24 protein-coding genes are annotated in these 23,322 nt (G+C 71.4%); 13 read left to right on the top strand and 11 right to left on the bottom strand.

All coding sequences use genetic code 11. The features are described 5' to 3' along the window. On the bottom strand, window positions 1-1,692 hold the full coding sequence (locus ACIBZJ_RS09000) for a hydantoinase B/oxoprolinase family protein (protein ID WP_395927220.1): 1,692 nt from the start codon (window positions 1,690-1,692) through the stop codon (window positions 1-3). Between ACIBZJ_RS09000 and ACIBZJ_RS08995 the strand changes: the two genes are divergently transcribed. From ACIBZJ_RS08995 to ACIBZJ_RS08980, 4 genes are read left to right on the top strand one after another with little or no spacing between them, the layout of a single operon-like run. Beyond that, entirely contained in the window at window positions 1,668-2,513 is an 846-nt protein-coding gene (locus ACIBZJ_RS08995) for a 3-keto-5-aminohexanoate cleavage protein (protein WP_395927218.1), read from the top strand. The two genes, ACIBZJ_RS09000 and ACIBZJ_RS08995, sit on opposite strands and share 25 nt — an antisense overlap. A 12-nt stretch (window positions 2,514-2,525) precedes the next feature. Continuing rightward, entirely contained in the window at window positions 2,526-3,917 is a 1,392-nt protein-coding gene (locus ACIBZJ_RS08990) for an aldehyde dehydrogenase family protein (RefSeq protein ID WP_395927769.1), read from the top strand. Continuing rightward, the gene (locus tag ACIBZJ_RS08985) at window positions 3,914-5,179 is read left to right on the top strand and encodes a hypothetical protein (protein WP_395927216.1); all 1,266 of its coding nucleotides are present in this window, start codon (window positions 3,914-3,916) and stop codon (window positions 5,177-5,179) included. The genes ACIBZJ_RS08990 and ACIBZJ_RS08985 overlap by 4 nt, the downstream gene beginning before the upstream one ends. Continuing rightward, the gene (locus ACIBZJ_RS08980) at window positions 5,176-6,093 is read left to right on the top strand and encodes an SDR family NAD(P)-dependent oxidoreductase (protein WP_395927214.1); all 918 of its coding nucleotides are present in this window, start codon (window positions 5,176-5,178) and stop codon (window positions 6,091-6,093) included. Before ACIBZJ_RS08985 ends, ACIBZJ_RS08980 begins: the two co-directional genes overlap by 4 nt. A gap of 71 nt (window positions 6,094-6,164) precedes the next feature. Here ACIBZJ_RS08980 and ACIBZJ_RS08975 read toward each other — a convergent pair whose 3' ends face one another. From ACIBZJ_RS08975 to ACIBZJ_RS08940, 8 genes are all read right to left on the bottom strand, one after another. Beyond that, complete coding sequence (locus ACIBZJ_RS08975) at window positions 6,165-6,941, bottom strand: SDR family oxidoreductase (RefSeq protein ID WP_395927212.1); 777 nt, start codon at window positions 6,939-6,941, stop codon at window positions 6,165-6,167. Next, window positions 6,938-8,059 (bottom strand): CaiB/BaiF CoA transferase family protein, encoded by a 1,122-nt coding sequence (locus tag ACIBZJ_RS08970; RefSeq protein WP_395927210.1) that lies wholly within the window; start codon window positions 8,057-8,059, stop codon window positions 6,938-6,940. The genes ACIBZJ_RS08975 and ACIBZJ_RS08970 overlap by 4 nt, the downstream gene beginning before the upstream one ends. Then, complete coding sequence (locus ACIBZJ_RS08965; RefSeq protein WP_395927208.1) at window positions 8,056-9,801, bottom strand: flavin-containing monooxygenase; 1,746 nt, start codon at window positions 9,799-9,801, stop codon at window positions 8,056-8,058. The genes ACIBZJ_RS08970 and ACIBZJ_RS08965 overlap by 4 nt, the downstream gene beginning before the upstream one ends. Further along, window positions 9,798-10,664 (bottom strand): alpha/beta fold hydrolase, encoded by an 867-nt coding sequence (locus ACIBZJ_RS08960; protein WP_395927206.1) that lies wholly within the window; start codon window positions 10,662-10,664, stop codon window positions 9,798-9,800. Before ACIBZJ_RS08960 ends, ACIBZJ_RS08965 begins: the two co-directional genes overlap by 4 nt. Beyond that, window positions 10,664-11,203 (bottom strand): aromatic-ring-hydroxylating dioxygenase subunit beta, encoded by a 540-nt coding sequence (locus ACIBZJ_RS08955; protein ID WP_395927204.1) that lies wholly within the window; start codon window positions 11,201-11,203, stop codon window positions 10,664-10,666. The genes ACIBZJ_RS08960 and ACIBZJ_RS08955 overlap by 1 nt, the downstream gene beginning before the upstream one ends. Before the next feature lie 9 nt (window positions 11,204-11,212). After that, window positions 11,213-12,550, bottom strand: coding sequence for a Rieske 2Fe-2S domain-containing protein (locus tag ACIBZJ_RS08950; protein WP_395927202.1), 1,338 nt, complete (start codon window positions 12,548-12,550; stop codon window positions 11,213-11,215). A gap of 27 nt (window positions 12,551-12,577) precedes the next feature. After that, complete coding sequence (locus tag ACIBZJ_RS08945; protein WP_395927200.1) at window positions 12,578-13,453, bottom strand: VOC family protein; 876 nt, start codon at window positions 13,451-13,453, stop codon at window positions 12,578-12,580. An 87-nt stretch (window positions 13,454-13,540) separates the two neighbouring features. Continuing rightward, window positions 13,541-14,305 carry an IclR family transcriptional regulator gene (locus tag ACIBZJ_RS08940; RefSeq protein ID WP_395927198.1) on the bottom strand — a complete coding sequence of 255 codons (765 nt, stop codon included), beginning with the start codon at window positions 14,303-14,305 and terminating at the stop codon, window positions 13,541-13,543. A gap of 106 nt (window positions 14,306-14,411) precedes the next feature. On the opposite strand from ACIBZJ_RS08940, the gene ACIBZJ_RS08935 reads away from it, so the two are divergent. The 7 genes from ACIBZJ_RS08935 (at window position 14,412) to ACIBZJ_RS08905 (ending at window position 20,044) form a co-directional block, all read left to right on the top strand. After that, window positions 14,412-15,608 carry an NAD(P)/FAD-dependent oxidoreductase gene (locus tag ACIBZJ_RS08935; RefSeq protein WP_395927196.1) on the top strand — a complete coding sequence of 399 codons (1,197 nt, stop codon included), beginning with the start codon at window positions 14,412-14,414 and terminating at the stop codon, window positions 15,606-15,608. Beyond that, window positions 15,605-15,916 (top strand): bifunctional 3-phenylpropionate/cinnamic acid dioxygenase ferredoxin subunit, encoded by a 312-nt coding sequence (locus ACIBZJ_RS08930; RefSeq protein ID WP_395927194.1) that lies wholly within the window; start codon window positions 15,605-15,607, stop codon window positions 15,914-15,916. Before ACIBZJ_RS08935 ends, ACIBZJ_RS08930 begins: the two co-directional genes overlap by 4 nt. A 6-nt stretch (window positions 15,917-15,922) precedes the next feature. Next, window positions 15,923-16,750 (top strand): alpha/beta fold hydrolase, encoded by an 828-nt coding sequence (locus ACIBZJ_RS08925; RefSeq protein WP_395927192.1) that lies wholly within the window; start codon window positions 15,923-15,925, stop codon window positions 16,748-16,750. Continuing rightward, window positions 16,747-17,517 (top strand): SDR family NAD(P)-dependent oxidoreductase, encoded by a 771-nt coding sequence (locus ACIBZJ_RS08920; RefSeq protein ID WP_395927190.1) that lies wholly within the window; start codon window positions 16,747-16,749, stop codon window positions 17,515-17,517. The genes ACIBZJ_RS08925 and ACIBZJ_RS08920 overlap by 4 nt, the downstream gene beginning before the upstream one ends. Window positions 17,518-17,623: 106 nt before the next feature. Beyond that, a complete protein-coding gene (locus ACIBZJ_RS08915; protein ID WP_395927188.1) occupies window positions 17,624-18,808 on the top strand; it encodes an epoxide hydrolase family protein in 1,185 nt (394 codons plus the stop codon). A gap of 136 nt (window positions 18,809-18,944) precedes the next feature. Next, a complete protein-coding gene (locus ACIBZJ_RS08910) occupies window positions 18,945-19,709 on the top strand; it encodes a hypothetical protein (protein WP_395927186.1) in 765 nt (254 codons plus the stop codon). Beyond that, a complete protein-coding gene (locus ACIBZJ_RS08905; protein WP_395927184.1) occupies window positions 19,706-20,044 on the top strand; it encodes a transcriptional regulator in 339 nt (112 codons plus the stop codon). The genes ACIBZJ_RS08910 and ACIBZJ_RS08905 overlap by 4 nt, the downstream gene beginning before the upstream one ends. Window positions 20,045-20,067: 23 nt before the next feature. Here ACIBZJ_RS08905 and ACIBZJ_RS08900 read toward each other — a convergent pair whose 3' ends face one another. Beyond that, entirely contained in the window at window positions 20,068-20,589 is a 522-nt protein-coding gene (locus ACIBZJ_RS08900) for a CGNR zinc finger domain-containing protein (protein ID WP_395927182.1), read from the bottom strand. Window positions 20,590-20,669: 80 nt separating this feature from the next. Between ACIBZJ_RS08900 and ACIBZJ_RS08895 the strand changes: the two genes are divergently transcribed. Further along, window positions 20,670-21,698: a DMT family transporter gene (locus ACIBZJ_RS08895; protein ID WP_395927180.1), complete on the top strand. Its 1,029-nt coding sequence runs from the start codon at window positions 20,670-20,672 to the stop codon at window positions 21,696-21,698. After that, window positions 21,590-22,360: a GNAT family N-acetyltransferase gene (locus tag ACIBZJ_RS08890; RefSeq protein ID WP_395927766.1), complete on the top strand. Its 771-nt coding sequence runs from the start codon at window positions 21,590-21,592 to the stop codon at window positions 22,358-22,360. The genes ACIBZJ_RS08895 and ACIBZJ_RS08890 overlap by 109 nt, the downstream gene beginning before the upstream one ends. Here the strand turns inward: ACIBZJ_RS08890 and ACIBZJ_RS08885 are convergent. Then, a complete protein-coding gene (locus ACIBZJ_RS08885; RefSeq protein ID WP_395927178.1) occupies window positions 22,327-23,262 on the bottom strand; it encodes an AraC family transcriptional regulator in 936 nt (311 codons plus the stop codon). The two genes, ACIBZJ_RS08890 and ACIBZJ_RS08885, sit on opposite strands and share 34 nt — an antisense overlap. Between the last annotated feature and the right edge of the window lie 60 nt (window positions 23,263-23,322).

The following is a 23,322-nucleotide window of genomic DNA, read 5'->3' as shown; positions in this document are numbered from 1 at the left end:
TCAGGCCCCTTCCGGCACGATGAAGCCGTTTTCGGCATCCCGGCGTCGCGCGGCGGAAGACCGCTCGGACGGCGGCCCGTAACCACCGCCGCCCGCCGACTCGACGAGGAACACCGCGTGGGGCGGGACCTCGATGTCGACCTCCTTGGTCCGGAGCTCCCGGACGTCGTCGCCCGCGAGGAGCCGGTAGCGGTGCGGGGTTCCGTCGCGTCCACCGAGCGTTCCGAACGACGGGTGGCGGACGCCGTCGCCCGCCGTGTTCGCGACCGAGGGCTCCTCGGTCTCCATCCGGAGCCGGAGTACCGAACCGGCACCACCGCGGTACTGACCGTCGCCGAACGAATCGGGACGGAACTCGTGGTGCTCGAAGAACAGCGGGAACCGGACCTCGGCGACCTCGATCGAACCGAACTTGGAGGAGCCCATCGCCTGGCCCTCGCCGGCCGTCTCCCACCCGTCCCCGGCCGGGGAGGCACCGCCCCCCGGCCGCGCGTGGAAGAGATGCCAGATGAACTGACGCCCGGTGCGGGGATCGACGCCCTTGATCGCGATCCGGAACCGACGGCCCCAGCCGGCGATCACCCGGTCGGGACAGGCACCCACCAGCGCCTTGATCACCGACTCGGCGATCTCCTGGGCACAGTGGTTCGTGGCCAGCGTGACCGGCGCCGGCGGCCGGGCCCACACCACCGTGCCTTCCTTCGCCGTCACGGTGAGCGGCCGGAACGTGCCCGAGTTCTTCGGGGTCCGCGGCTCGATGAGGAAGGACAGCGCCATGTGGACCGCGGACATCATGTTCGGGTACGACGAGTTGACGAAGCCGATGACCTGGGGGTGGGAGTCGCTCAGGTCGACGTGGAGCGAATCCCCCGCCACGGTCACGGTGGCCCGGATGTAGACGTCCTCGGTGCCGTGGCCGTCGTCGTCCAGGACGGCCTCGCCCTGGTAGACGCCGTCGGTCCAGGTGGAGATGCAGGCCCGGGTCTGACGCTCGGCGCTGTCGAGGATGGCGTCGATCGCCTCGGTGACCGTCCCGGCGCCGTACTCGTCGAGCAGCTGCAGGACTCGCCGCTCCCCCACCCAGGACGACCCGATCATCGCCCGGAGGTCGCCCAGGAAGTCGTCCGGGTGGCGCACGTTGGTCGCGATCATCTGCATGACGTCCTCGCGGACCACCCCGGCGTCGTACAGCTTGAGCGGGGTGATCCGCAGGCCCTCCTGCCAGATCTCGGTCGCGCTCGGGTTGTAGGCGCCGTGGGCCGAGCCGCCGATGTCGCTCTGGTGCGACCGGTTGATCGACCAGAACCGCAGCTCGCCCTGGAAGAAGACCGGGACGAACGTCGTCAGGTCGGGCAGGTGATTGCCACCGTGGTAGGGGTCGTTGAGCAGGTACACGTCCCCGGGCCTGATCGAGTCGCCGAAGAAGTCCGTGATCGCCCGGACCGCCCACGGCATCGAGCCGACGTGGATCGGCACGTGCTCGGCCTGGGCGACGAGCCGCGCCTCCCGGTCGGTGATCGCCGTGGAGAAGTCCCGGCTCGAGTTGAGGATCTGCGAGTAGGCGGTACGCAGCATCGCTTCGCCCATCTCCTGCACGATCGCCTCGAACCGGTGCGTGATGACCGAGACGGTCACGGGATCGACCACGGGCGCCTGCTCTCTTCCGGATGTTGCTGAGATATCGTACTCCATATATCGTACGTCCTGTGATCCTCACCGTGGCACCCACCGGGCCCCTCGCGACGAAGCAGGACAATCCCTGGCTGCCGACGCAGCCCGACGAGATCGCCGGCCAGGTCGCGGAGGCGTACGCGGCCGGGGCCGCGGTGGCCCACCTCCACCTGCGCGACCGTGACGACCGGCCGACCGCGGACCTCGACATCGCGGCGCGCACCCTCGAACTGATCCGGGAGCGGTGCCCGATCCTGGTGCAGCTGTCGACCGGCGTCGGCCTGATGGTGCCGTTCGAGGAACGCGAGCGGCTCGTGGAGCTGCGCCCGGAGATGGCGACGCTGAACCCGTGCAGCATGAGCTTCGGCGACGGAGAGTTCCGGAACCCGCCCGCGGGCGTGCGCCGGTTGGCCGCCCGGATGCGGGAGCTCCGGGTCAAGCCGGAGCTCGAGATCTACGACACCGGTCACCTCGACGCGTGCCTGCGGCTGCGGGACGAAGGCCTGCTGGCCGAACCGCTGCAGTTCAGCATCGTGCTCGGGGTCCGGGGCGGGATGGCCGCGACCGCCGAGAACCTCCTGACGATGGTGCGCCGGCTCCCCGCGGGCGCGGCCTGGCAGGTCATCGCGATCGGCCGGGCCAACCTGGAGCTCACCGCGATCGGCCTGGCCCTCGGTGGCAACTGCCGCGCCGGGCTGGAGGACACGCTCCACCTGCGCAAGGGCGAGCTCGCGCCGGGCAGTGCACCGCTCGTCGCCCGCGCGGCGGCCCTGGCGCGCTCCCTCGACCTCGACATCGCTGACGTCGAGGGCGCTCGCCGTCAGCTCCAGCTGGAAGGCTGACCGATGACCCCGATGACGATCGGCGGCGAGGCCGTCACCACGAGCGGATCCTTCGAGGTGGCCGACCCGGCCACCGGCGTACCGTTCGCCACCGCGCCGGAATGCACTCCGGCGTTGCTGGATTCGGCGATGCGGTCCGCTTCCGACGCGTACCGGAGCTGGCGGCAGGACTCGGCCGTCCGGCAGGAGCTGCTGCTCGCGAGCGCCGATGCCGTGCTCGCCGCTGTCGACACGCTCGCCCCGGTACTCACCCGGGAGCAGGGTAAGCCACTGGCCGACGCCCGGATGGAGGTGCGGTCGGTGGCGGTGTGGCTCCGCCACTTCGCCGGGCTCGGCGTCGCCGACGAGATCCTCCAGGACGACGAGAAGGCCTTCATCCGCGTCCGGCGCCGCCCGCTCGGGGTGGTGGCGGCGATCACCCCGTGGAACTTCCCGCTGAGCCTCGCGGCCTGGAAGATCGCGCCCGCGCTGCGCGCCGGCAACACGATGGTGCTCAAGCCCTCGCCGTACACCCCGCTCGCGACGCTGCTGCTCGGTCAGGTGCTGGCCGACGTCCTGCCGGCCGGCGTCCTGAACGTGGTCAGTGGTTCCGACCCGCTCGGTGCGTCGATGACCGGCCACCCGGTGCCGCGCAAGATCTCGTTCACCGGCTCGGTGACCACCGGCAAGCACGTCGCCGCCGCGGCGGCACCGGACCTCAAGCGCCTGACGCTGGAGCTCGGCGGCAACGACCCGGCGATCCTGCTCGACGACGTCGACGTTTCGTCGATCGCGGAACCGTTGTTCTGGTCGGCGTTCCGCAACAACGGGCAGGTGTGCTCGGCGGTCAAGCGCGTCTACGTCCCGGAGCACCGCTACGACGAGGTGGTCGAGGCGCTCGCCGCGGTCGCCGGCTCGGTGCGGGTCGGCCCGGGCAGCGACCCGTCGAGCCGGCTCGGTCCGCTGAACAACGCGCCGCAGCGCGACCGGGTGGCCGCGCTCGTCTCCGACGCGGTGCGGCGCGGAGCGGAGGCCGTCGCCGGTGGCGCCGCCGTCGACGGCCCCGGGTTCTTCTACCGGCCGACGATTCTGCGTGGCGTCTCGGACGGGATGGCCGTCGTCGACGAGGAGCAGTTCGGGCCGGTGCTCCCGGTGCTGCCGTACCGGTCGGTGGACGAGGCGGTGTCGCGGGCGAACGGCACGCATTTCGGGCTCTCCGGCTCGGTATGGGGAACCGATGCCGACCGGGCGGCGGCGGTGGCCGACGAGCTGGACTGCGGCACGGCGTGGGTCAACACCCACCTCGCCCTCCGCCCGGACCAGCCGTTCAGCGGCGCGAAGTGGAGCGGGATCGGCGTCGAGAACGGGCATTGGGGGCTGCACTCGTTCACCGAAGTGGCGGTGCTGCACCGGAGCCGCGGGTGACCTCGGCCGTCCCGGCCGCGGACGGGGAACCGCTCGAGGCCGTGCCCGCCGCGCCCGGGGAACCGCTCTCGGCCGAGGAGCAGACCCGGTGGCACCGACAGGTGTGGGCGTCCCGCGGCCGGAAGCTGGGCCTGACGATCTCGGTCCCGCCCTGCCCCTGCTCCGACGCCGAGCTGGCCGCGCTGCGCGACGAGGGGCGAGCCGTCGCCTACCTGCCCCACGAGCTCAGCTCGCATCTCACCCGGGACCGGTTCCGGGCGATCTTCCCGGCCATGGACTCCTACGCCGAGGCACCGGCCAACGGCTTCGTCAACACCGCCGACGCCTGGGGCTGGTTCGACTACGAGACCGCGCGCGACGCGCCTCGGCTCGACCTCGACGAACCGGCGGTCCGCGCGGCGGTGACCGCGGCCGGACGAACTCCGCTCACGCTCGACCAGTACATCGTGGCGAGCCAGGACCAGCACCGGCTGACCGGCCACCACCTCGACGACCGGCGCACCTGGACGCGACTGGCCACCTCCTACGACGGACGCACGATCGCGGCCCGGTTCGACGGTGACCAGCCCGAGGAGGGCCGCGAGGACGAGCCGCCGGCCCCGGGCTCGCTGCTGGTCGCCTACGACCTCACGCCGAGCGACCACGGCCGGATGCTCGGGGTCCGCACGCGCTCGGCGGCCCCGCCGCTGCGGTCACTCCGGGACGACCTGTGGACCCGGACCACCGACGCCTACGTCCGGGCCGGGTTCCCGGCCCGGCTCGGCACCACCCCGGCCGACTACCTCGCCGGGCTGCCCCGCGTCCCGCCGGACCACGCGGGGCGGTTCGACGTGCCGCTGGTCGTCGAGCCCCGCATTCCCTGGCCCGAGCAGGCCCGGCTGCTCGGCGTGCGGCTGTCGAGCCATTCCCGGCGGTTCTCGTTCGAGGCCGTCGAGGCCGCACCGGACGTGCCGTACCTGGGCTGGTTCGCCGCGTGGGGCTCCACGCCGATCAGCTCGGTCGACGCCCGGGCCCGGCTCGCGCCCGACGAGTGCGGCGGCACGCCGATCGAGCTCCTGGCGATGAACGCGGCCCTGCCGGACCTGGCCCGGACGTCCCGCTTCTTCGAGGCCATCGGCGTCGTGATGAACACGTCCCGCTGCCTCGGCCTGTACCGCTGGCGCGGTGCCCCGGAAATCGGCGCGAACCAATACCCGATCCCGTATTCCATGTTCCGGCCGCTCGTCCGCGGGCGGGTCGTCACCACTCTGGAGCGCCCGTGACCACTCACTTCCTGCAGCAGGTGCTCCAGGACCACATCGACGCCGGCCGCGGATCGCAGACGGTCTGGTGGGACGAGACGCGGATCCCGCTCGACAGCATCGGAAAGCGGGTCACCGACCTGCTGGACCTGCGGGGCCGGCGGGCGGTCGTCACCGGCGGGGCAGGGATCAACCTCGGCCAGGCCTGCGTGAACCGGCTGGCCGGGCTGGGCGCGGACGTCGCGGTCGTCGACCTGAGCGCTTCGCAGGTGCGGGAGCGCGGCTTCTCCCGGCACCCGGACGCGCCGGACGCTCCCGGTGTCGCGGCCGCGGCGGCGTCGCGATGGGGAACGAACGTGATTCCGATCCACGGCGACGTCATGGACTGGGACGGCGTCCAGGCCGTGATGGCCGAAGCCGCCGACGCCCTGGGGGGCATCGACATCCTGGTCAACAACGCGGCCGACGTCGTCGTCGGGAACTTCGTCGACTTCGGGCGCGAAGAGATCGACCGCTCGGTCCGCGGCACGCTGACCGGGCCGATGTACTGCACGCGCGCGGTGCTCGACCACATGCTGCCGCAGGGTTCCGGGCGGATCATCAACATCGGTTCCGAGGCCGGGAGCTCGGCGATGCCCTGGCTCACCGTGTACGGCGCCCTCAAGGCCGGGCTCGGCCAGTTCACCCGGTTCCTGGGCAAGGAGCTCGGCCCTTCCGGGATTCAGGTGCTCGGGGTCAACGCCGGGTCGATGTGGGGGCCGGGGCGGCCGCTGACCGAGGACCGTCCCGAGACGCTCTACCCGCGCGGGCGGACCGCCATCCAGCGCTACGAACTGCCCGAGGAGGTCGCGAACATGGTCGCGTTCCTCGCCAGCGACGCGGCCAGCGCGATGAACGGCGCGATGATCGACATGGGCGGCGGGATGGCGATCTGACGACGCTCGTCGCGAACACCCGGGCCGGCGTCGACGTCGGCCCGGGCTGGGCGATCCCGACGCCGGGATCCTCACGCCTTCGGGCCGCCGGCGACGTAGAGGACCTGGCCGGACACGAACGAGGCCTCCTCGCTGACGAAGAACGACACGGCGGCGGCGATGTCGTCCGGCCGGCCGACCCGGCCGACCGGGATCTCCGCGGCGCGTACGGCGGTGTACTCGTCGTACGGCATCCCGATCCGGACCGCGGTCTCCCGGGTCATCTCGGTCACGACGAACCCCGGCGCCACCACGTTGGCGGTCACTCCGAACTTCCCGAGCTCCATCGCCAGCGTCTTGGTGAACCCCTGGAGCCCGGACTTGGCCGCGGCGTAATTGGCCTGACCCTTCTTGCCCAGGGCCGACGTGCTGGAGAGGTTCACGATCCGGCCCCACCCGGCCGCGACCATGTACTTCTGGGCGGCCCGCGACATCAGGTAGGCGCCCCGCAGGTGCACGCCGATGACCGCGTCCCACTCGTCCGGCCGGAGCTTGAACAGCAGGTTGTCGCGGACGATCCCGGCGTTGTTCACCAGCACCGCCGGCTCGCCGAGCTCCGCCACCACGCGATCGACCGCAGCGTCCGCGTCGGCCTCGACCGAGACGTCGGCCTCGACGGCGAGGGCGGTGCCGCCTGCGTCTTCGATGTCGGAAACGGTGGCGGCGCACGCCTCCGCGGAGAGGTCGAGGACAGCGACGGCGCAGCCGTCGGCGGCCAGCCGGGTCGCGACCCCGCGGCCGATCCCCCGGGCCGCTCCGGTCACGATCGCGACGGGTTTCCGGGCGTTGAACACAGTCGTTGTCCTCATCTCGGTGTGGCGAGCCAGGCCCGGACGTCCGCCTCCGCACCGTTGAGCGGGGGCGGGCGGTGCCGGTACGTGGGCGGCGTCCGGGAGTAGCGGGCCGGGTTGCGCACCATCGGCACCCCCTCGACGTCCACGACCGGCTCGAGGCCGAGCCGGGCCGCCAGTTCCACCCCGCCCCGCACGTCGTTGATCGGACCGCACGGCAGGCCGGCCCGGGTGAGCAGGTCGGCCCACTCGTCGGCGCCGCGGGTGGCCAGCGCGCGCTCGAGTTCCGGCCGTAGTTCGGAGCGGTGCCGGTTGCGGCCGCCCACGGTGGTGAACCGCGGGTCGCCGGCCAGGCCGCGACGGTCGAGCACGTCGCACAGGACCGCGAACTGACGGTCGTTGCCTGCAATGACGATCAGGTCCCGGTCCGCCGTCGGAAAGGGGCCGTAGGGGTACAGGCTCGGGTGCTCGTTCCCCATCCGCTGCGGCACGACGCCTCCGGCGACGTAGGCCGAGGTCTGGTTGATCATCGACGCCAGCGCGCTGGACAGCAGGTCGATCTCGACGAGCTGGCCCTCACCGGTCGCGGCCCGATGGTTCAGCGCGGCGAGCACCGCGACCGTCGCGTGCAGCCCGGTCATCACGTCGACCGCGGAGATCCCGGCCCGTAACGGCGGCCCGCCGGCCTCGCCGGTCAGCGACATCATCCCGGAGACGGCCTGGATCAGCAGGTCGTAGCCGGGCCGAGCGGTGGCCCCGAACCCACTGATCGCGCAGTAGACGACACCGGGGTTCGCCGCGACGACCTCGGAATACCCCAGGCCGTAGCGCTCCAGGCCGCCCGGCCGGAAGTTGTGCACGAGCACGTCGGCCCGGCCCGCGAGCCCGCGGGCGACCGCCAGGTCGCCGGCATCGGCGAAGTCCAGCGCGATCGACCGCTTGTTGCGGTTCACCGCCAGGTAGTACGTCGACTCGTCCGCCCGCACCGGCGGGACGAACGTCCGGGTGTCGTCGCCGGCCGGGCTCTCGACCTTGATGACGTCGGCGCCCAGGTCGCCGAGCAGCATCGTGCAGTAGGGGCCGGCGACGATCCGGGAGAAGTCCGCGACGACCAGCCCGGAGAGCGGGCCGGTCACGCTGTCTCGAAGGACAGCCCCGACCACGACCCCTGTGCACGCCAATCGCTGATCAGGTGGTCGAACGCGACGATCCCGGGGCCGTAGGCTCCGTTGCGCCGGGACGTGGTCGCGTTCGGCTGCCCCTCGTTGTTGTAGTAGCCCGGGGTGCACGACTCGAGGAACTCCAGGTTCGCCCGCGACGACTCGAAGACGGTCCGCACCCAGGCCTCCTCGTCCGCGACGACCACGTCGACGGCGCGGGCCTTCCTCCGGTCGGCTTCCGCGATCACCTGGCTGATGTGACGGCTCTGGACGTCGAGGACGTGGGCGAAGTTCGAGCTCACACCCACCTGGTTGAGCGCGACGATGAAGAAGTTCGGGAAACCGTTGGTCTGCATCCCGTAGAGCGTCGAGATGCCGGTGGCGAACTTCTCGCTCAGCGCGCGGCCGCCCCGGCCGACCACGTCGTAGCCGAGCCTCTTCGCGAACGGCGCACCCACCTGGAACCCGCTGGCGAAGACCAGGCAGTCGACGTCGTACTCGGTGCCGCCGACCACGATCCCGGTGGGCGTGACCCGCTCGATGCCCTGGCCGTCGGTGTCGATCAGCGTGACGTTCGGGCGGTTGAACGTCTCGAGGTAGTCGTCGTTGAAGCACGGCCGCTTGCACAGGGCCCGGAACCAGGGTTTGAGCCCCTCCGCCGTCGCCGGGTCGCGCACGACGGCCTCGACCCGGGCGCGGATCTCCTCCATCTTGGCGAAGTCGTCGATCTCGTCGAGGACGCCGCCGCTGAGCGTGCGGAGCCGGTAGATCGCGGTCCAGCCGTCGTTGACCAGGTCGGTCTCGGCGTCGCCGCCGGCGACGAACGTCGAGAAGTTGTCCATCCGTTCCCGCTGCCAGCCGGGGTGCAGCGACGCGGCCCAGACCTCGTCGGTCGGCCGGTTGTCGCGCGCGTTGACCGCCGACGGCGTGCGCTGGACGACGTAGAGGTGCCCGGCGCTCGCGCCCAGGTGCGGTATCGCCTGGACGGCGGTCGCCCCGGTCCCGACGATCGCGACCTTCCTGTCGGCGAGCCGTTCGAGCTCCTCTCCCGTGTAGGCGAAGTCCCAGCGGGACGTGTGGAACGTGTGGCCGACGAACGACTCGATCCCGGGCACGCCCGGCAGCTTCGGCTTCTGCATCGCCCCGGCGGTCATGCAGACGTACCGGGCGGTGAACACGTCGCCGCGGTCGGTCTCGATCGTCCAGAGCGCAGTGTCCTCGCTCCAGGTCACCCCCGAGACCCGGGTCTGCAGCAGCGCGTCGTCGTAGAGGCGGTAGTGCCGGGCGATCCGGCGGCAGTGCTCGAGGATCTCGGGCGCCTTCACGTACTTCTCGGTGGGCATGTAGCCGGTCTCCTCCAGCAGCGGGAGGTAGATGTAGGCCTCGGTGTCGCACGCGGCGCCCGGGTAGCGGTTCCAGTACCAGGTCCCGCCGAAGTCACCGCCCTGCTCGACGAGCCGGATGCCGTCGTATCCGAGGTCGCGCAGGCGCGCACCGAGAAGCAGGCCTCCGAATCCCCCGCCGATCACGACGACGTCGACCTGATCGTGCACCGCGTCCCGCGAGATCCTCGGTGTGTGCGGGTCGTCGATGAAATGCGCGAGCTCGCCCTCGAGCGCCTGGTACTGGCGTGAACCCTCCGGGCGCAGCCGCTTGTCCCGCTCGACCCGGTACTTCTCGCGGAGGACGTCGGGATCGAACCCGAGCTGAACCGTCACCTGTTGTCTCCTGTGGCGCGGGCCGCGTTGTGCCGTATCGCGGCGATGATCTGGGACCAGGCGCCGGGCACGATGCCGTGGCCCATGCCGTCGACGACCTCGAGAAGGGCGCCCGGAACGGCGTTGGCGGTCGCCCGGCCACCGCTGACGTCGATCAGGCGGTCGTCGCTGCCGTGGACGACGAGCGTCGGGACACGCAGGCCGCGGAGAGCGACCGTCCGGTCCGGCGAGGCGATGGCGGCCGCCTGCTGCCGGAGCCGGCCGGCCGGGTCGTGAGCGCGGTCGTAGGCCACGGCCGCCCGGCTCCGGGCCGCGTCCTCGTCGAACGGGAAGCCGCTCCCGGCCAGGACGCGTGAGCGTTCCACCGCCGCCTCGACGACTTCCTCCCGGGTCGCCGGAGCGGGCCGGCGCATCAGCTCCATGGTGGCCGGGTGGGCCTGGCCGACCGACCGGTCGCCGGTGCTCGACATGAGCGAGCACAGCGAGAGCACCCGCTCGGGATACGTGATCGCGACGAGCTGCGCGACCATCCCGCCCATCGACGCCCCGAGCAGGTGGACGCGCGAGATCCCGAGCGCGTCCAGGAGGCCGACCGCGTCGGCGGCCAGGTCGTCGAGGGTGTACGGCAGGGTCCGCAGGTCGCCACGCCGGATCGCGGCCAGATCCGGCGTGCCGTCGCTGCGCCGGGACAGCCCGACGTCGCGATGGTCGTACCGGATCACGAAGAAGCCCGCGCCGGCGAGCCCGTCGACGAAGCCCCGGTCCCAGCCGTTCAGCTGGGTCCCGATCCCCATGATCAGGAGGAGCGGCGGGTTCGCCCGGTCGCCGTACGTCTCGTAACAGAGGCCGGTTGCCGAGTCCATCAGAAGAAGTTGCTGAGGTTCTGCGACAGCAGGATCGTCTGGTCGAGGAAGATGTGCCGCCGGGCGATCCGGAACCCCTCGTCGGTACGGCGCAGCACGTCCTCGCGGCGCCCGATCCATTCGTCGATCTCCGACTTCAGCCGGGTCCGATACAGGTGGAAGCAGGTCTCGACGGTCAGCTCGGTGCCTTCGTCCTCGATGATCCGCACGTTGGTCACCAGGTGGCGCGTCCGCGACGGCGGGTCCTCGGCCCAGGCCGTACCGGTCGCGAGCTTCTGCACCCGGCCGACGAGCGTCGCCTTGTCGTCGTCGAAGAACGCCATCTCCCCCGGCTGCGTGAACTCTTTCGCGAGGTTGCGACGCGGAACCGTCCGGCGGATCGGCATGAAGTAGGTGGTGTCGTCGGTGAACAGCTCCACCCAGTCGGAGAATCGCTGGTGGTCGAGGAGCGCGGCCTCGTGGGTGTAGAACCGCTCGACCTCGTACTGCAGGTACATCGCGGAGATCTTCTCCGGCGCGATGGCCGTCTCCAGATCCATGGCTCGTCCTCAGATGTAGTCGCCGGGCGTGGTGGAGGCGCGCAGTTCGGCCCAGCTCGTGCCCTTCACCCACGCGAGCCACGACAGATAGGTCCACAGCTGGGCGTGCTCGTTGACGGGGGCCTCGATGCGGGCCACGCCGTCCTCGTGGATGATCTTGCCGCGACCGAGACCCATCTTGAGCAGCTGCGGAATGTCCCGGCTGGCGCCGCCGCGGGTCTGCAGCGTGCTCTGCGACCAGTTCTCGCCGTCCTCCTGCTCGAGGAAGCCGGCCGGGCCGAACGCGTGGATCTGGCGGCCGAGCTGAGCCTTCTGCTCCTCGGGCGACTCGTTGCGGTCCTTGAAGCTGAACCACCACACCTCGGTGACGCCCGCGCTGCGCGGCACCCGGAGGCTGATCTGCGAGTCCATCGTGAACCAGGTGGTCGGGAACAGGTGCGGGTGGCCGGCGAACCGGGACCCGACCGGGCCCAGGGCCGCGAGCGGGCCGGGGTCCCGGCGCCAGGTCACGAGCTCGTGCATCTCCGGCGGGAGGGTCTTCAGCATCGAGTCGACGCTCGGCCCGGAGATCGCGTGCCCGTACTCGCCCAGCGCGACCAGCGTCTCCAGGTCGGTGGGCAGCCGCTGCACGCCGAGGTTCTTGCCCTCGTCGGTCTTGGCGCCACCGCTGTCGGTCACGTCGGCACTGGGGATCATCCCGACCGCCTGGGCCGAGATGTGGGTGATCTGCGGGTGGTAGTAGTCGAACGCGTTGTCGGCCGTGAACTTCCAGTTGCAGTTCAGCGTGAACTTCTGGACGCCCGGGCGGACCTCGATGTCACCCCGCTCGGCCAGCAGGTCGATGCCGATCCGGCCGGTGCGTCCGAGGAACTCCGGCAGTGGCGGGGCGTCCGGGTCCATGGTCGCGAAGACGAACCCCTTGTAGTTGTCGATCTGGGCCACCTTGCGCAACGGGTGCTGCGATTTGTCCAGGTCGCCGCGGTAGAAGTCGGAGAGCCCGGGCACCCCGACGAGTTCGCCGTCCAGGCCGAACGTCCAGCCGTGGTAGGTGCACATGAAGTTCCGGACGTTGCCCTCCTCGGCCCGGCAGACCGCGTTGCCGCGGTGCGTGCACGTGTTGAGCAGGGCCTTGATGCCGCCGTCGCGCTGACGGACCACGAGGACGTTGTCCTTGCCCATCGGCGCCTCGAAGAAGTCGCCCCGCTTGGGGATCTGCGTCTCGTGGCACAGGAAGAGCCAGGCCCGGCAGAAGATGTGTTCCATCTCCAGCTCGAAGATCTCGTCGTCGCTGAAGATCCGGCGGTCCAGCTCACCGGTCTCGACGTCGACGAGCTTTTCCAGATTCATGTCGGTTCTCCGCTCGCTCTTGAAGGGTCACGCCGGGTCGAAGACGTGGCCCCAGTACGACGAGGCGTCGTACGTCACGACCGACCAGGTCTCGTCGTCGATGAGCAGCCCGTTGGCGCCGTACTCGACACCGAAGCCGGAGGGCGACTGCACGTAGAACGACAGCATCTTGTCGTTCGTGTGACGTCCGAACGTCGCGAGCTGCCGGATCTTGCGCTGGTGCACCTTGTCCAGGGCGCGACCGACGACGTCGAGGTCGTCGACCTCCACCATGAAGTGGTTGATCCCGGGCGACCCGTCCCCGTAGATCGGGGCCACGGCCAGCGAATGGTGCCGCGGGTTCGTGTGCAGGAACGTGAGGAGCAGGCCGGGGACCGGAATGATGTGGTCGCTCACCGCGAAGCCGAGGACGCGCCGGTAGAACTCGGTGGTCTCGTCGACGTTGTCGCAGAGCACGACGACGTGACCCAGCCCGGTGTCGGCGCCGTCTTTCGTGGTGGTGACGAATCGGGCACCGGTCGGGGAGACGAACGGCTCCTGCAGCATGGTCGGGCCGTAGTGGAACTCGAGCCGGTACCCGGCCGGGTCGGTGCAGCTGAGCAGCCGGCGCACGCCCCGGAGCTCCGCCAGCCCGGCGTCGTCCCGGTAGGGCACACCGGCCGCCTCCAGCGCGGCGGCCACCTCGCCCAGGGCGTCCGGACCGGCGACCTGCCACCCGACGTAGTCGAGCTCGTCGTCACCGGCCCGCAGGGTGATCCGGTGAGCGCGCTCGTCCATGCGTAACACCACCGCGTCCCCCTGCCGGGACGCGGCCAGGCCCAGGATCTCGGTCGCGAAGACCTCCCAGTCCTCGAGGCTCTTCACTCGGAGGCCGAGGTAGCCGAGTGCTTGGACTTTTGTCATGGGATGCGGTCTCCTCTGGTGTGGTTCACCGATCGTGCGAGCGGTCGGCGGGTGGCGGCAACGAACGCGTTCCGCCTGGCCGAACCCTCAGGCGACGAGCGTGCTGACGTGGCCGGAGAGCTGCTCGGCGGCCTTGAGCATCACGGCCTTGTAGCGCAGCACGGACCGGCCGCCGACCGCGGCCGAGACCGAGAGCGCGGCCACCGGCCGCCCGGTCCGCCGGTCGAGCACCGGCACCGCGAGACACGAGACCCCGAGGAACGTCTCTTCGTGGTCGGTGGCGAACCCCTCTTCGCGGACCCGCTCGAGAGCCCGCCCCAGCAGGTCGGGGTGGGCGATCGTGAACGCCGTGAACCGGTAGTAGCGGGCCTGCATGGACTGCGGCTCCGAGAACGCGAGCATCGTTTTTCCCAGCGCGGTCGCGTACTGGGGCCTGCGCATGCCGACCGCGGTGTTGATTCGCACCGAGTCCGGCCCGAAGAGCTTCTCGACGTAGAGCACGCTGGCACCGGCGGGCACGCCGAGGTGGATCGCCTCCCGGGTCTGGGCGTAGAGCTCGGCCAGCACCGGCATCGCGCGCTCCCGCAAGCCGTTCGACCGGGCGACCGTGACCTGGTTGCCCAGCTCGAACGCCCGGGTCGACAGCGCGTACTTGTCCCCGGCCCGCCGTACGTAGCCACTCTCGATGAGCACCACCAGGAGGCGGTGCGCGGTCGATTTGGGGAGGCTGACGATCCGCGCGAGCTCGGAGACGCCCAGCACGGCGCGGGGGCCGCCGAGCGCGTCCAGCAGTGCCAGTGCCTTGCCCGCCGAGGTGTCGCGGCCGGTGTCCTCGTCCTTCTGGAGCTCCACCAGAACCTCCCCTCACTGTTCCGCTCTGGGGAACATCTAAGATGCGAGATACGGTATCTCAGATGCCAGAATATTCAATGCCCGGCCGGCGAAAGCGAGGAACGTGATGCAGCACTGCGCCATCGTGGGAGCCGGCGCCGCGGGCGTCTCGGCCGCGCTCGCGATGCGCTCGCACGGCTACGAGGGACGTCTCACGCTCATCGACCGGGATCCTCACCCGCCGTACGAGCGCCCGCCGCTCTCCAAGCCGGCCGGCCGCACGCTTCGCCCGATCGTGGCGCTGGACCGGTTCGCGGAGCTCGGCATCGAGCTGCGGCTCGGCGTCGGGGTGGACGACGTCGATCCGGTCTCGCGGACCGTCCGGCTCGGCGCGGACTCCTTGCGTGTCGATGCGCTCCTGCTGAGCACCGGAGTCGCGGCGCGCAGGCTGGCCGTCCCGGGTTCCGGCCGCTCTCACGTACTGGTGCTCCGCGATGCCTCGGACGCCGAGGCGCTGGCTGATCGCTTCGCGTCCGGCGGCCCGCTCGTGGTCGTCGGCGCGGGCTTCATCGGGCTCGAGCTCGCGGCCCTCGCCCGCGAGCTCGGGCTCGACGTGACCGTGGTCGAGGTCGGCGCCCGGCCGCTCCACGCCCTCGACGAACGGATCGGCCTGCGGACGCTGGAACTGCACCGGGACCGGGGGGTGCGGTTCGCCCTGGGGCGGACGGTGCAGCGGATCGAGGCCGATGCGGTCGTGCTCGACGACCGGGCGCGGATCCCGGCCGCGACGGTGGTCGTCGGCGTCGGTGTCTCGCCGCGCCTCGAGCTGGCCCGCTCGATCGGCGTCACCACCGACGATCAGGGCATCGTCGTCGACGCCCACGGGCGCACCGACGTGCCGTGGGTGTACGCGGCCGGAGACGTCGCGAGCCAGCCGCACCCCCACCTGGTCGGTGGGCCGGGCCGGATCGAGCACTGGGACGTGGCGCTGAAGCACGGCGCCGCCGTGGGCGCGACGATGGCCGGGCATCCGACCGCGTTCACCGAGCCGCCGTACGTCTGGTCCGACCAGTTCGGGCTCACGTTCCAGATGGTCGGCCGCCCGGGCCCGGCCGACGAGTTCGTGCTGCGGCGGGATTCGACGTCGGAGTCGTACCTGGGGTTCTGGCTCCGTGACGAGGTCGTCGTCGCGGTGTGCGGCCTCGATCGCCCGCGCGAGGTCGGCGCCGCGCGCCGGCTCCTCGGCCTCTCCGCGGCTCGCGCCGATCTCGTCGGCGACGGCCTCCCGCTCCGGGACCTACTCAAGAAGGTGAGAACCACGTGACCTGGACAAAGGCGTGCAGCACGTCCGACATCGAGGAAGGCGAGGGCTTCCAGGTCGAGCGCGCGCGCCCGATCGCCCTGTTCCACGTCGACGACGAGTACTTCGCGATCGACGACACCTGCACCCACGACGAGTCGTCCCTGGCCGACGGCTACGTGGACGGGGACGTCGTCGAGTGCGCGTGGCATTTCGCCAAGTTCTGCATCCGGACCGGAGAGGTGCTCAGCCTCCCGGCGACCTGCCCGGTCGCCACCTACGCCGTCAAGGTCGTCGGCGACGACGTCCTCGTCGATCTCCCCGAGGAGTAGCGCATCATGATTTCCCACCGGATCGTCCGCACCCCGGACTACGAGATCCAGATCGACGAGGCCGGTGAGGGCCATCCGGTCCTGCTGATCCATGGCAGCGGGCCCGGTGCCACCGGCTGGTCGAACTTCGCCCCGAACATCGAGCCGCTGGCGCAGCATTTCCGGGTCGTGGCGGTCACCATGCCGGGATGGGGCGAGTCGAGTCCCCAGCCGGTGGAGTCCAGGTTCGACCAGGGCGAGGCGGTCAAACAGCTGATGGACGCCCTCGACCTGGAGCGGGCGGCGATCGTGGGCAACTCGATGGGCGGCGGGGTCGGTATCGTCCTGACCGCACGCTGGCCCGAGCGGGTCTCGCACCTGATCACGATGGGTTCCGGGGTCTGGGGCGTGAACGTGCTGTCGCCCGCCGGGATGACCGAAGGCTTCAAGGTGCTGGTGGAGACCTACCAGGACCCGTCGCCGGCGAACTTCAAGCGGCTGGTCCAGGTCATGTGCTTCGACCCCACGTTCGCCACCGACGAGCTCGCCGAACAGCGCTCGGCAGCGGCCTCGGCGCACCCCGGGCACCTGCACGACTGGCTCGAGCGCGCCAAGGCCGGCCTGGGCCAGGAGGCGTTCGTGTCCGCGGCCCAGGCACTGCCGACGTCCAGCGTGCCCGCGCTCGTCATCCACGGCCGCGACGACCGGACCGTCCACTGGGAGATCAGCCTCCGCGCGATGTCGATGATCCAGAATTCGCGGATGGTCCTGCTGAACCGGTGCGGCCACTGGGCGCAGCTCGAGCACGCCGCGGAATTCAACCGGCTCGTGACCGAGTTCGTCCGGTCGGCGTGAGCGGCCTGGCGGGGCGAGTCGTCCTGGTCACCGGCGGCGGTTCCGGGATCGGGCGAGCCATCGTGGACCGCTTCCTCCTCGAGGGAGCGCACCTCGTCCTGCTCGACCGGGACCCGGCCTCGCTCGATCGCGGCGACGTCGTTACCGTGACCGGCGACGTGACCTCCTACGCGGACAACGAACGGGCCGTCGCCGCGGCCGTGGACACGTTCGGGCGGCTCGACGTCTTCATCGGCAACGTCGGCCTGTGGGATTTCAGCCGCACGCTGGTGGACCTCTCGCCCGGCGAGCTCGAAGAAGGCTTCCGCGACCTGTTCGCCGTGAACGTGCTGGGCTACCTGCTGGGCGCCCACGCCGCGGCGGCGGCACTCAAGGAAGCGCGCGGCGCGATCATCCTCACGCTCTCCAACGCGTCCTTCTACCCGCAGGGCGGCGGCGTCCTCTACACGGCGACGAAGCACGCCGGACTCGGCGTCGTACGGCAGCTGGCCTACGAGCTGGCGCCCGAGATCCGGGTGAACGGGGTGGCGCCGGGAGGGATGGCCACCAACCTGAGCGGACCGAGGTCGCTGGGCCTCGATCAGCGCCGGATCGCCGATATCCCGATCCAGGAGTACCTGGAGAAGTACTCGGCGCTCGAGCGGCAGATCGAACCGGCCGACTACGTCGGTACCTACGCACTGCTGGCGTCCGGATCCGACGCCCTCACCGTCACCGGCACGGTCTTCGACATCAGCTCGGTGGGAACGCCTCACCGCGCTCGGTGACCCGGTGGGGAAGACCAGGGTCTTTCCCGGGGTCGAGCGGCGCCGGATGCGGCCAGGCTGGGAGTCGCCCTTCACGCCTCGCTCCGGCAGATAGGTGGCGCCCGACATGACGATCAGACCGTTCACGGTGCAGATCCACGACAAGACGCTCGACGACCTGCGGCAACGTCTGGCCGCGACGCGGTGGCCGACCAGGGAACTCGTCGGCGACCGCTCGCAGGGGGTGCAGCTGGCCACCCTGCACGCGGTCACCCAGTACTGGTCGACGGAGTACGACGGCCAGCGGGTCGCGTCCCGGCTGAACGCACTCCCCCAGTTCACGACCGAGATCGACGGCGTCGAGATCCACTTCGTCCACGTGCAGTCCGGCCACGCGGACGCGTTGCCGCTGATCATGACGCACGGCTGGCCGGGCTCGGTGATCGAGATGCTCGACTCCGTCGGACCGCTGACCGACCCCACCGCGCACGGTGGCAGCGCCGCGGACGCGTTCCACCTCGTGCTGCCGTCGCTGCCCGGCTACGGCTTCTCGGGCGAGCCGGCCGAGGTCGGATGGGATCTCGTGCGCACCGCGAGGGCCTGGTCGGAGCTCATGCGCCGGCTCGGCTACGACCGGTACGTGGCCCAGGGCGGCGATGTCGGCGCCGGGATCACCGACGCGATGGGACGGCTCGGCCCCGACGGGCTGGTCGGCATCCACACCAACCTGCTCGTCCCGGCGCTCAACGACCCGGCGTCGCTGCCGAACGACGGGGACGCCGAACGCGAAGCGCTCCAAGCGATCAAGACGTTCCAGACCAGCGGGATCGCGTACTTCACGCAGATGGCCACCCGGCCGCAGACGATCGGCTACGCGCTGCTGGACTCGCCGTCCGCGCTCGCCGCCTGGATGCTCGACCACGACACCGACGCCTACTACAAGATCGCGCAGGCGTTCGTCGACGGCCGCCCCTCGGGCAACCTCACCCGCGACAACGTCCTCGACAACATCACCGCCTACTGGCTGAGCGGCACCGGAGCGTCCGCGGCCCGGTCGTACTGGGAGGCCTACGGGCCGGACTCGCCGTCCGCGGGCAGCGCGCCGCTGCCCGCGCCCCGGATACCGGTCGGTTTCAGCGCGTTCCCCGGCGAGATCTGGCGGACGCCGAGGAGCTGGGCCGAGCAGGCCTATCCCACGCTCAACTACTTCGGTGACGTCGAGCGGGGCGGCCACTTCGCCGCCTGGGAGGAGCCCGAGCTGTTCGCGGCCGAGCTCCGGGCCGCCTTCCGCCCGGTGCGGGACCCGCGGTAACGCTCCCCGGCCGGCCGGGGATCGCGTGCGGTTCCGGCCGGCCGCCGCATCCGGCGGCGGCGCGGGAGTGGGTTGACAGGTCGTCCGGGGCCAGTCACTCTGTAATCCAAAGTCCTTTGGAAAACAGAGGTGCAAAATGGATGACGACAGTCCCCGGTCCGCCGCCGTACTGGCGGAGATGAACCAGCTGAAAACCCGGAGCCGACGGCTGGCCCACGGCGGCGCCTGGCTACCGGCCCTCGCACTCGCCGCGGTACCGCTGGCGAGCATCGCGCTCTACCGGCACCCCTTCTCCTCCGCGATCAACTCCGGAACCCAGGCACAATCGCCGGACGGGGTCACGATCGAGTACCCCTACTGGGCCGGCCTGCCCGAGCAACAGCACAGCGCCCTCGCGTCCTACCTGTTCTGGCTGGTCCTCGCCCCGCTCACCTTCGTCCTCGTCGCCCAGTGGTACCGCCGCCGCGAAAGCCGCCGGGGCGTCCGGGTGAACTGGCGAATCCCGATCGCCGCCGGCGGCGCCGGTCTGCTCGCCCTGCTGGCGCTGCTCGCCGCTCCCACCGGAACGCCGGCCGCGTTCACCTGGTGGCACGGTCCGCTCACCCCGCTGCTGAGCATCGCCCTCGCCGCCATCGCGCTGGGTTTCGCCGAACGCAGCATCGGCGTCGCCGTCGCCGGGCTGTGGCTGGGCGCACTGGCCTGGCAGTTCTGCGCGACCGGGTTCGTCGGAGGACTGCTCGGCTGGCAGGACTGGCTCCTGGCCGGCGGCTCCGGACCCGCCCTCGGTGGCCAGCTCGGGCTGGGCCTCGATCGGCCCGCGCTCGCCCTGCTGGTCATGACGCTGCCCCTCGTTCTCGTCGGCGCCTACCGCGCCGTCCGGTTCCGTGGACAGCTGACTTGAGCGAGCCGTCCGCCCACCCCGCCGTCGGACTCGACGACGTCATCCATCAGCGGGTCCGCCTCGGCGTCCTGGTGATGCTCGCCGAGATCCCCGAGTGCGCCTTCGCGACACTGCGCGACGAGCTCCACCTCAGCGACGGCAACCTCAACCGCCACGTGCAGGTACTCGTCGACGCCGATCTCGTCACGGTCACCAAGGGTTACGAAGGCAAACGCGCCCGCACCTGGCTCAAACTCACCCCGGCGGGCCGCCGCGCGCTCCGGTCCGAGTTGCGCGCGCTCGAGGAACTCACCGCGCGCCTGAAGTCAGCCGGCCTGGACGACACCGTCGCCTGAACCGGAGGCGCGGTCCGCCCGCGTCACGACGTCGACACCTCGCGGCGGTGACGGTCACGGAACGTCGCCACCTTGGCGCGGTTCCCGCAGCCCGCCATCGCGCACCACCGCCGCGAGCTGTTGCGCGAGCCGTCGACGAAGACCCAGCGGCAGTCGTCGCCGCGACAGGCCTTGACCCTCGCCCATCCCGGCCGGGCCATCTCCCGGAGCAGGGCCGTCACGGTCGCGGCGGCGATCTCGTGCGCCAGATCGCCGCCCTCCCCGGCGCGGAGCGACGGTGCACCGGCGAGGTCCAGCCGGAGGCCGAGCGCCTCCAGGCCGGTGGCCCGGCTCAGGTCGGGCTCGACGCCGTTGTTGCGCAACGCCAGACCGCGGATCAGGACGCGCAGCGCGCGGAGCATCTCGACGCCCTCCACCGCCTGCGATGTCGCCGGGCGTCCCAGCGCGAGCCACCAGGCCCGGACCGACGCGGCATCGGCGAACTCGTCGTGGTGGCCGTGATCGGTGTTGGCCACGGCCAGGAGCAGCTCCTCGTCTCCGGTCATGTAACCACCGTACCGGTTTAATTGGTTGCCTCTCTCCCTAACCAGTGTGACCGTAACGGCGGTTACCGATGGAGGATGAGATGCGTACGGGAGAGCCGGCGTTGCTGCTCGCGGCAGCAGCCTTCGGAGTGAGCACGACGGTTTCGGTGGTCGCATTGCGTGCGGTCCGGCCGGTCGACCTGCTCGCGGTGGAGATTTCCGGCGCGGCGGCGCTGCTGCTGATCACGGCGGTCGTCCGCGGGCGCCTGCGGCGGCGCGGCGCCGTGCGGCAGATGCTGGTCGGGGCGCTGGTGCCGGGCCTGGCGTTCCTCTTCGGCGACCTGGGGCTGGCCCGCACGAGCGCCTCCAGCGGCAGCCTCCTGCTCGCCGCCGAGCCGCTGCTGGCGGTGCTGCTGGCGGTGGTCGTCCTGCGCGAGCGGTTGTCGGGCCGGGCGATGTCGGCGCTGCTCGTCGGCCTCGCCGGAGGAGTTCTGGTGGCCCTGGGGCCGGGCCGTGGCACGGACTCCGACACCACGCTGGGCAACGTCCTGGTCCTGCTGGCGGTCGGCGCCTCCACGCTCTACCTGATCGCCACCCGCCGATTCAACGAGGACGGCGACGGGCTGAACGCGAGCGCGTGGCAGAGCACCGGCGGCGCGCTGAGCGTGGTGCCGTTCGTGGTCGTGTCCTGGTCCACCGGCGGTACCCGGCTCGACACCGCGGAGGTTTCCGCGTGGGTGGCGTGCTTCGCGGTGGTCGTCTGCGGCGCCGTCGGCAGTGTCCTGTTCAACCGCGGGATCGCCCAGGTGCCGGCCGCCCGCGCCGGTCAGCTCGAGAACCTGACGCCGCTGGTCGGCACACTGACCGCGGTGCTGTTCCTGGGCGATCGCCCGTCGCCGATCCAGTTGACCGGCGGTGCCGCGATCCTGGCCGGCCTCGTCCTGCTTCTGCGCTTCACGGAGGACCCATGTTCTGCGACCTCGAACTCGCCGGCCGCATCGAGCGGGCCGAAGGCCGATTCATCGCCGCCTGCAGCGCCGCCGCCGCCCGCCGCCGCGGCGATCGCGCCGGATTCGTCATCCCGGTCGCGGGCGGAGTCGCCAGCTACGCCGAACCGGAGTCGCCACTGAACAAGGTGGCCGGTCTCGGCTTCGACGGCCTCCCCGGCCCGGCCGAGTTCGACGCCGTCGAGCGGGCCTACGCCGACCGGGGCGCGCCGGTCCAGGCCGAGATCTCCAGCCTCGCCGACCCCGGGCTCCTCGACCGGCTGGCCGGCCGCGGTTACCGGCTCGTCTCGTTCGAGAACGTCCTCGGCCGGGCCCTCGGCGACGCGGCCGTACCCGTCGACCCGGCCGGCGTCGACGTCCGCCCCAGCACCGACGACGAGTTCGAGTGCTGGCTGGGCGTCGTCGTCGAGGCCTCGCTCCACCCCGACACGCAGGGAGTCGCCTGGCACGAGGAGTTCCCGCGGGAGATGCTCGAGAACGCCGAGCGCGACGCCGCCGGTCTGACCGAGCGCTATCTGGCGCGGCTGGACGGGACGCCGGCCGGCGGCGGCAGCATGCACGTCGTCGACGGCATCGCCCAGCTCACGGGCGCGGGGACGGTGCCGGAGGCCCGCCGTCGTGGCGTCCAGAGCGCGCTGCTGTCGGCCCGGCTCGCCGACGCGACGAAGGCCGGCTGCGACGTCGCGGTCATCGTCGTCCAGCCGGGTTCGCGGTCGCAGCAGAACGCCCAGCGTCGCGGGTTCGGGCTGCTCTACACCCGGGCGGTACTGGCCCTCGAACCCTGACGGTAGCGTCCCGGGGGCTGGCCGCGGGACCGGGAGAACGCCCGCGAGAACGCGTATTCCGACGTGTACCCCACCGACCGGGCGATCACCTCGATCGGGTCGTCGGAGTCGCGCAGCCGCCGGGAGGCCAGGTCCATCCGCCAGCGGGTGAGATAGGACGACGGGGTGTCGCCGACCAGCGCGGGGAAGCGTCTGGCCAAGGTCGCGCGGGAGACGGCGACCTCGTCGGCGAGCGTATCGATGGTCCAGGCGCGGGCCGGGTCGGTGTGCAGCGCGCTGAGCGCGGCGGCGATGACCGGATCGCTCAACGCGCGGAGCCAGGAGACGGACGGCCCCGCCGGCTGGGCCCGTACCCAGGCGCGGAGCAGCTGGACGAGGAGGACGTCGACGAGCCGGTCGAGAACGGTGGTCATCGCGAGCTGGGGATCCGCGATCTCACCGGCGAGCAGCCGGACGGTGTCGTCGAGCGCAGGCCCGCCCGTGCCCGCGGGTACGTGCATCACGTCGGGCAGCAGCGTGAGCACCGGGGTCGCGATGGCCGGGTCGTGCCGGTACGACGCGCACAGGATCCGCGTCCCGACCTGTCCACTGCCGACGGTCAGGACGCCTCCCCCGGTGAGCGACTGTTCGGCCGCCACGTGGTCGAACGGGTCGAGCGCGCCGTCGCGGTCGCTGGCCAGCCCGTGGGTGCGGCCGGTCGGGAGCAGCACGACGTCGCCGGGCATCAGCCGGATGGCGGGACGCCCGTCGATGCGCAGCCACGCGGTGCCCGCGGTGAGGGCGTGGAAGGCCGCACCGGGCACCCGGTCGAGGGCCAGCCCCCAGGGTTCGGCCGCGTGCACGGACGCGGCGACCGTGCCCCGGACACCGGCCACGGCGAGCACCTCACCCAACAGATCCATGGCTGAACAGTAGCCGGGGTGAGACTGACGGACAAAAAACCGCGCGTATCAAGCATCGAC

Source organism: Cryptosporangium sp. NPDC051539 (assembly GCF_044454545.1).
Classification (GTDB): Bacteria; Actinomycetota; Actinomycetes; order Mycobacteriales; family Cryptosporangiaceae; genus Cryptosporangium.
Note: the sequence above shows the minus strand (reverse complement) of the source record. Positions and strands in the feature narration are given on the sequence as shown.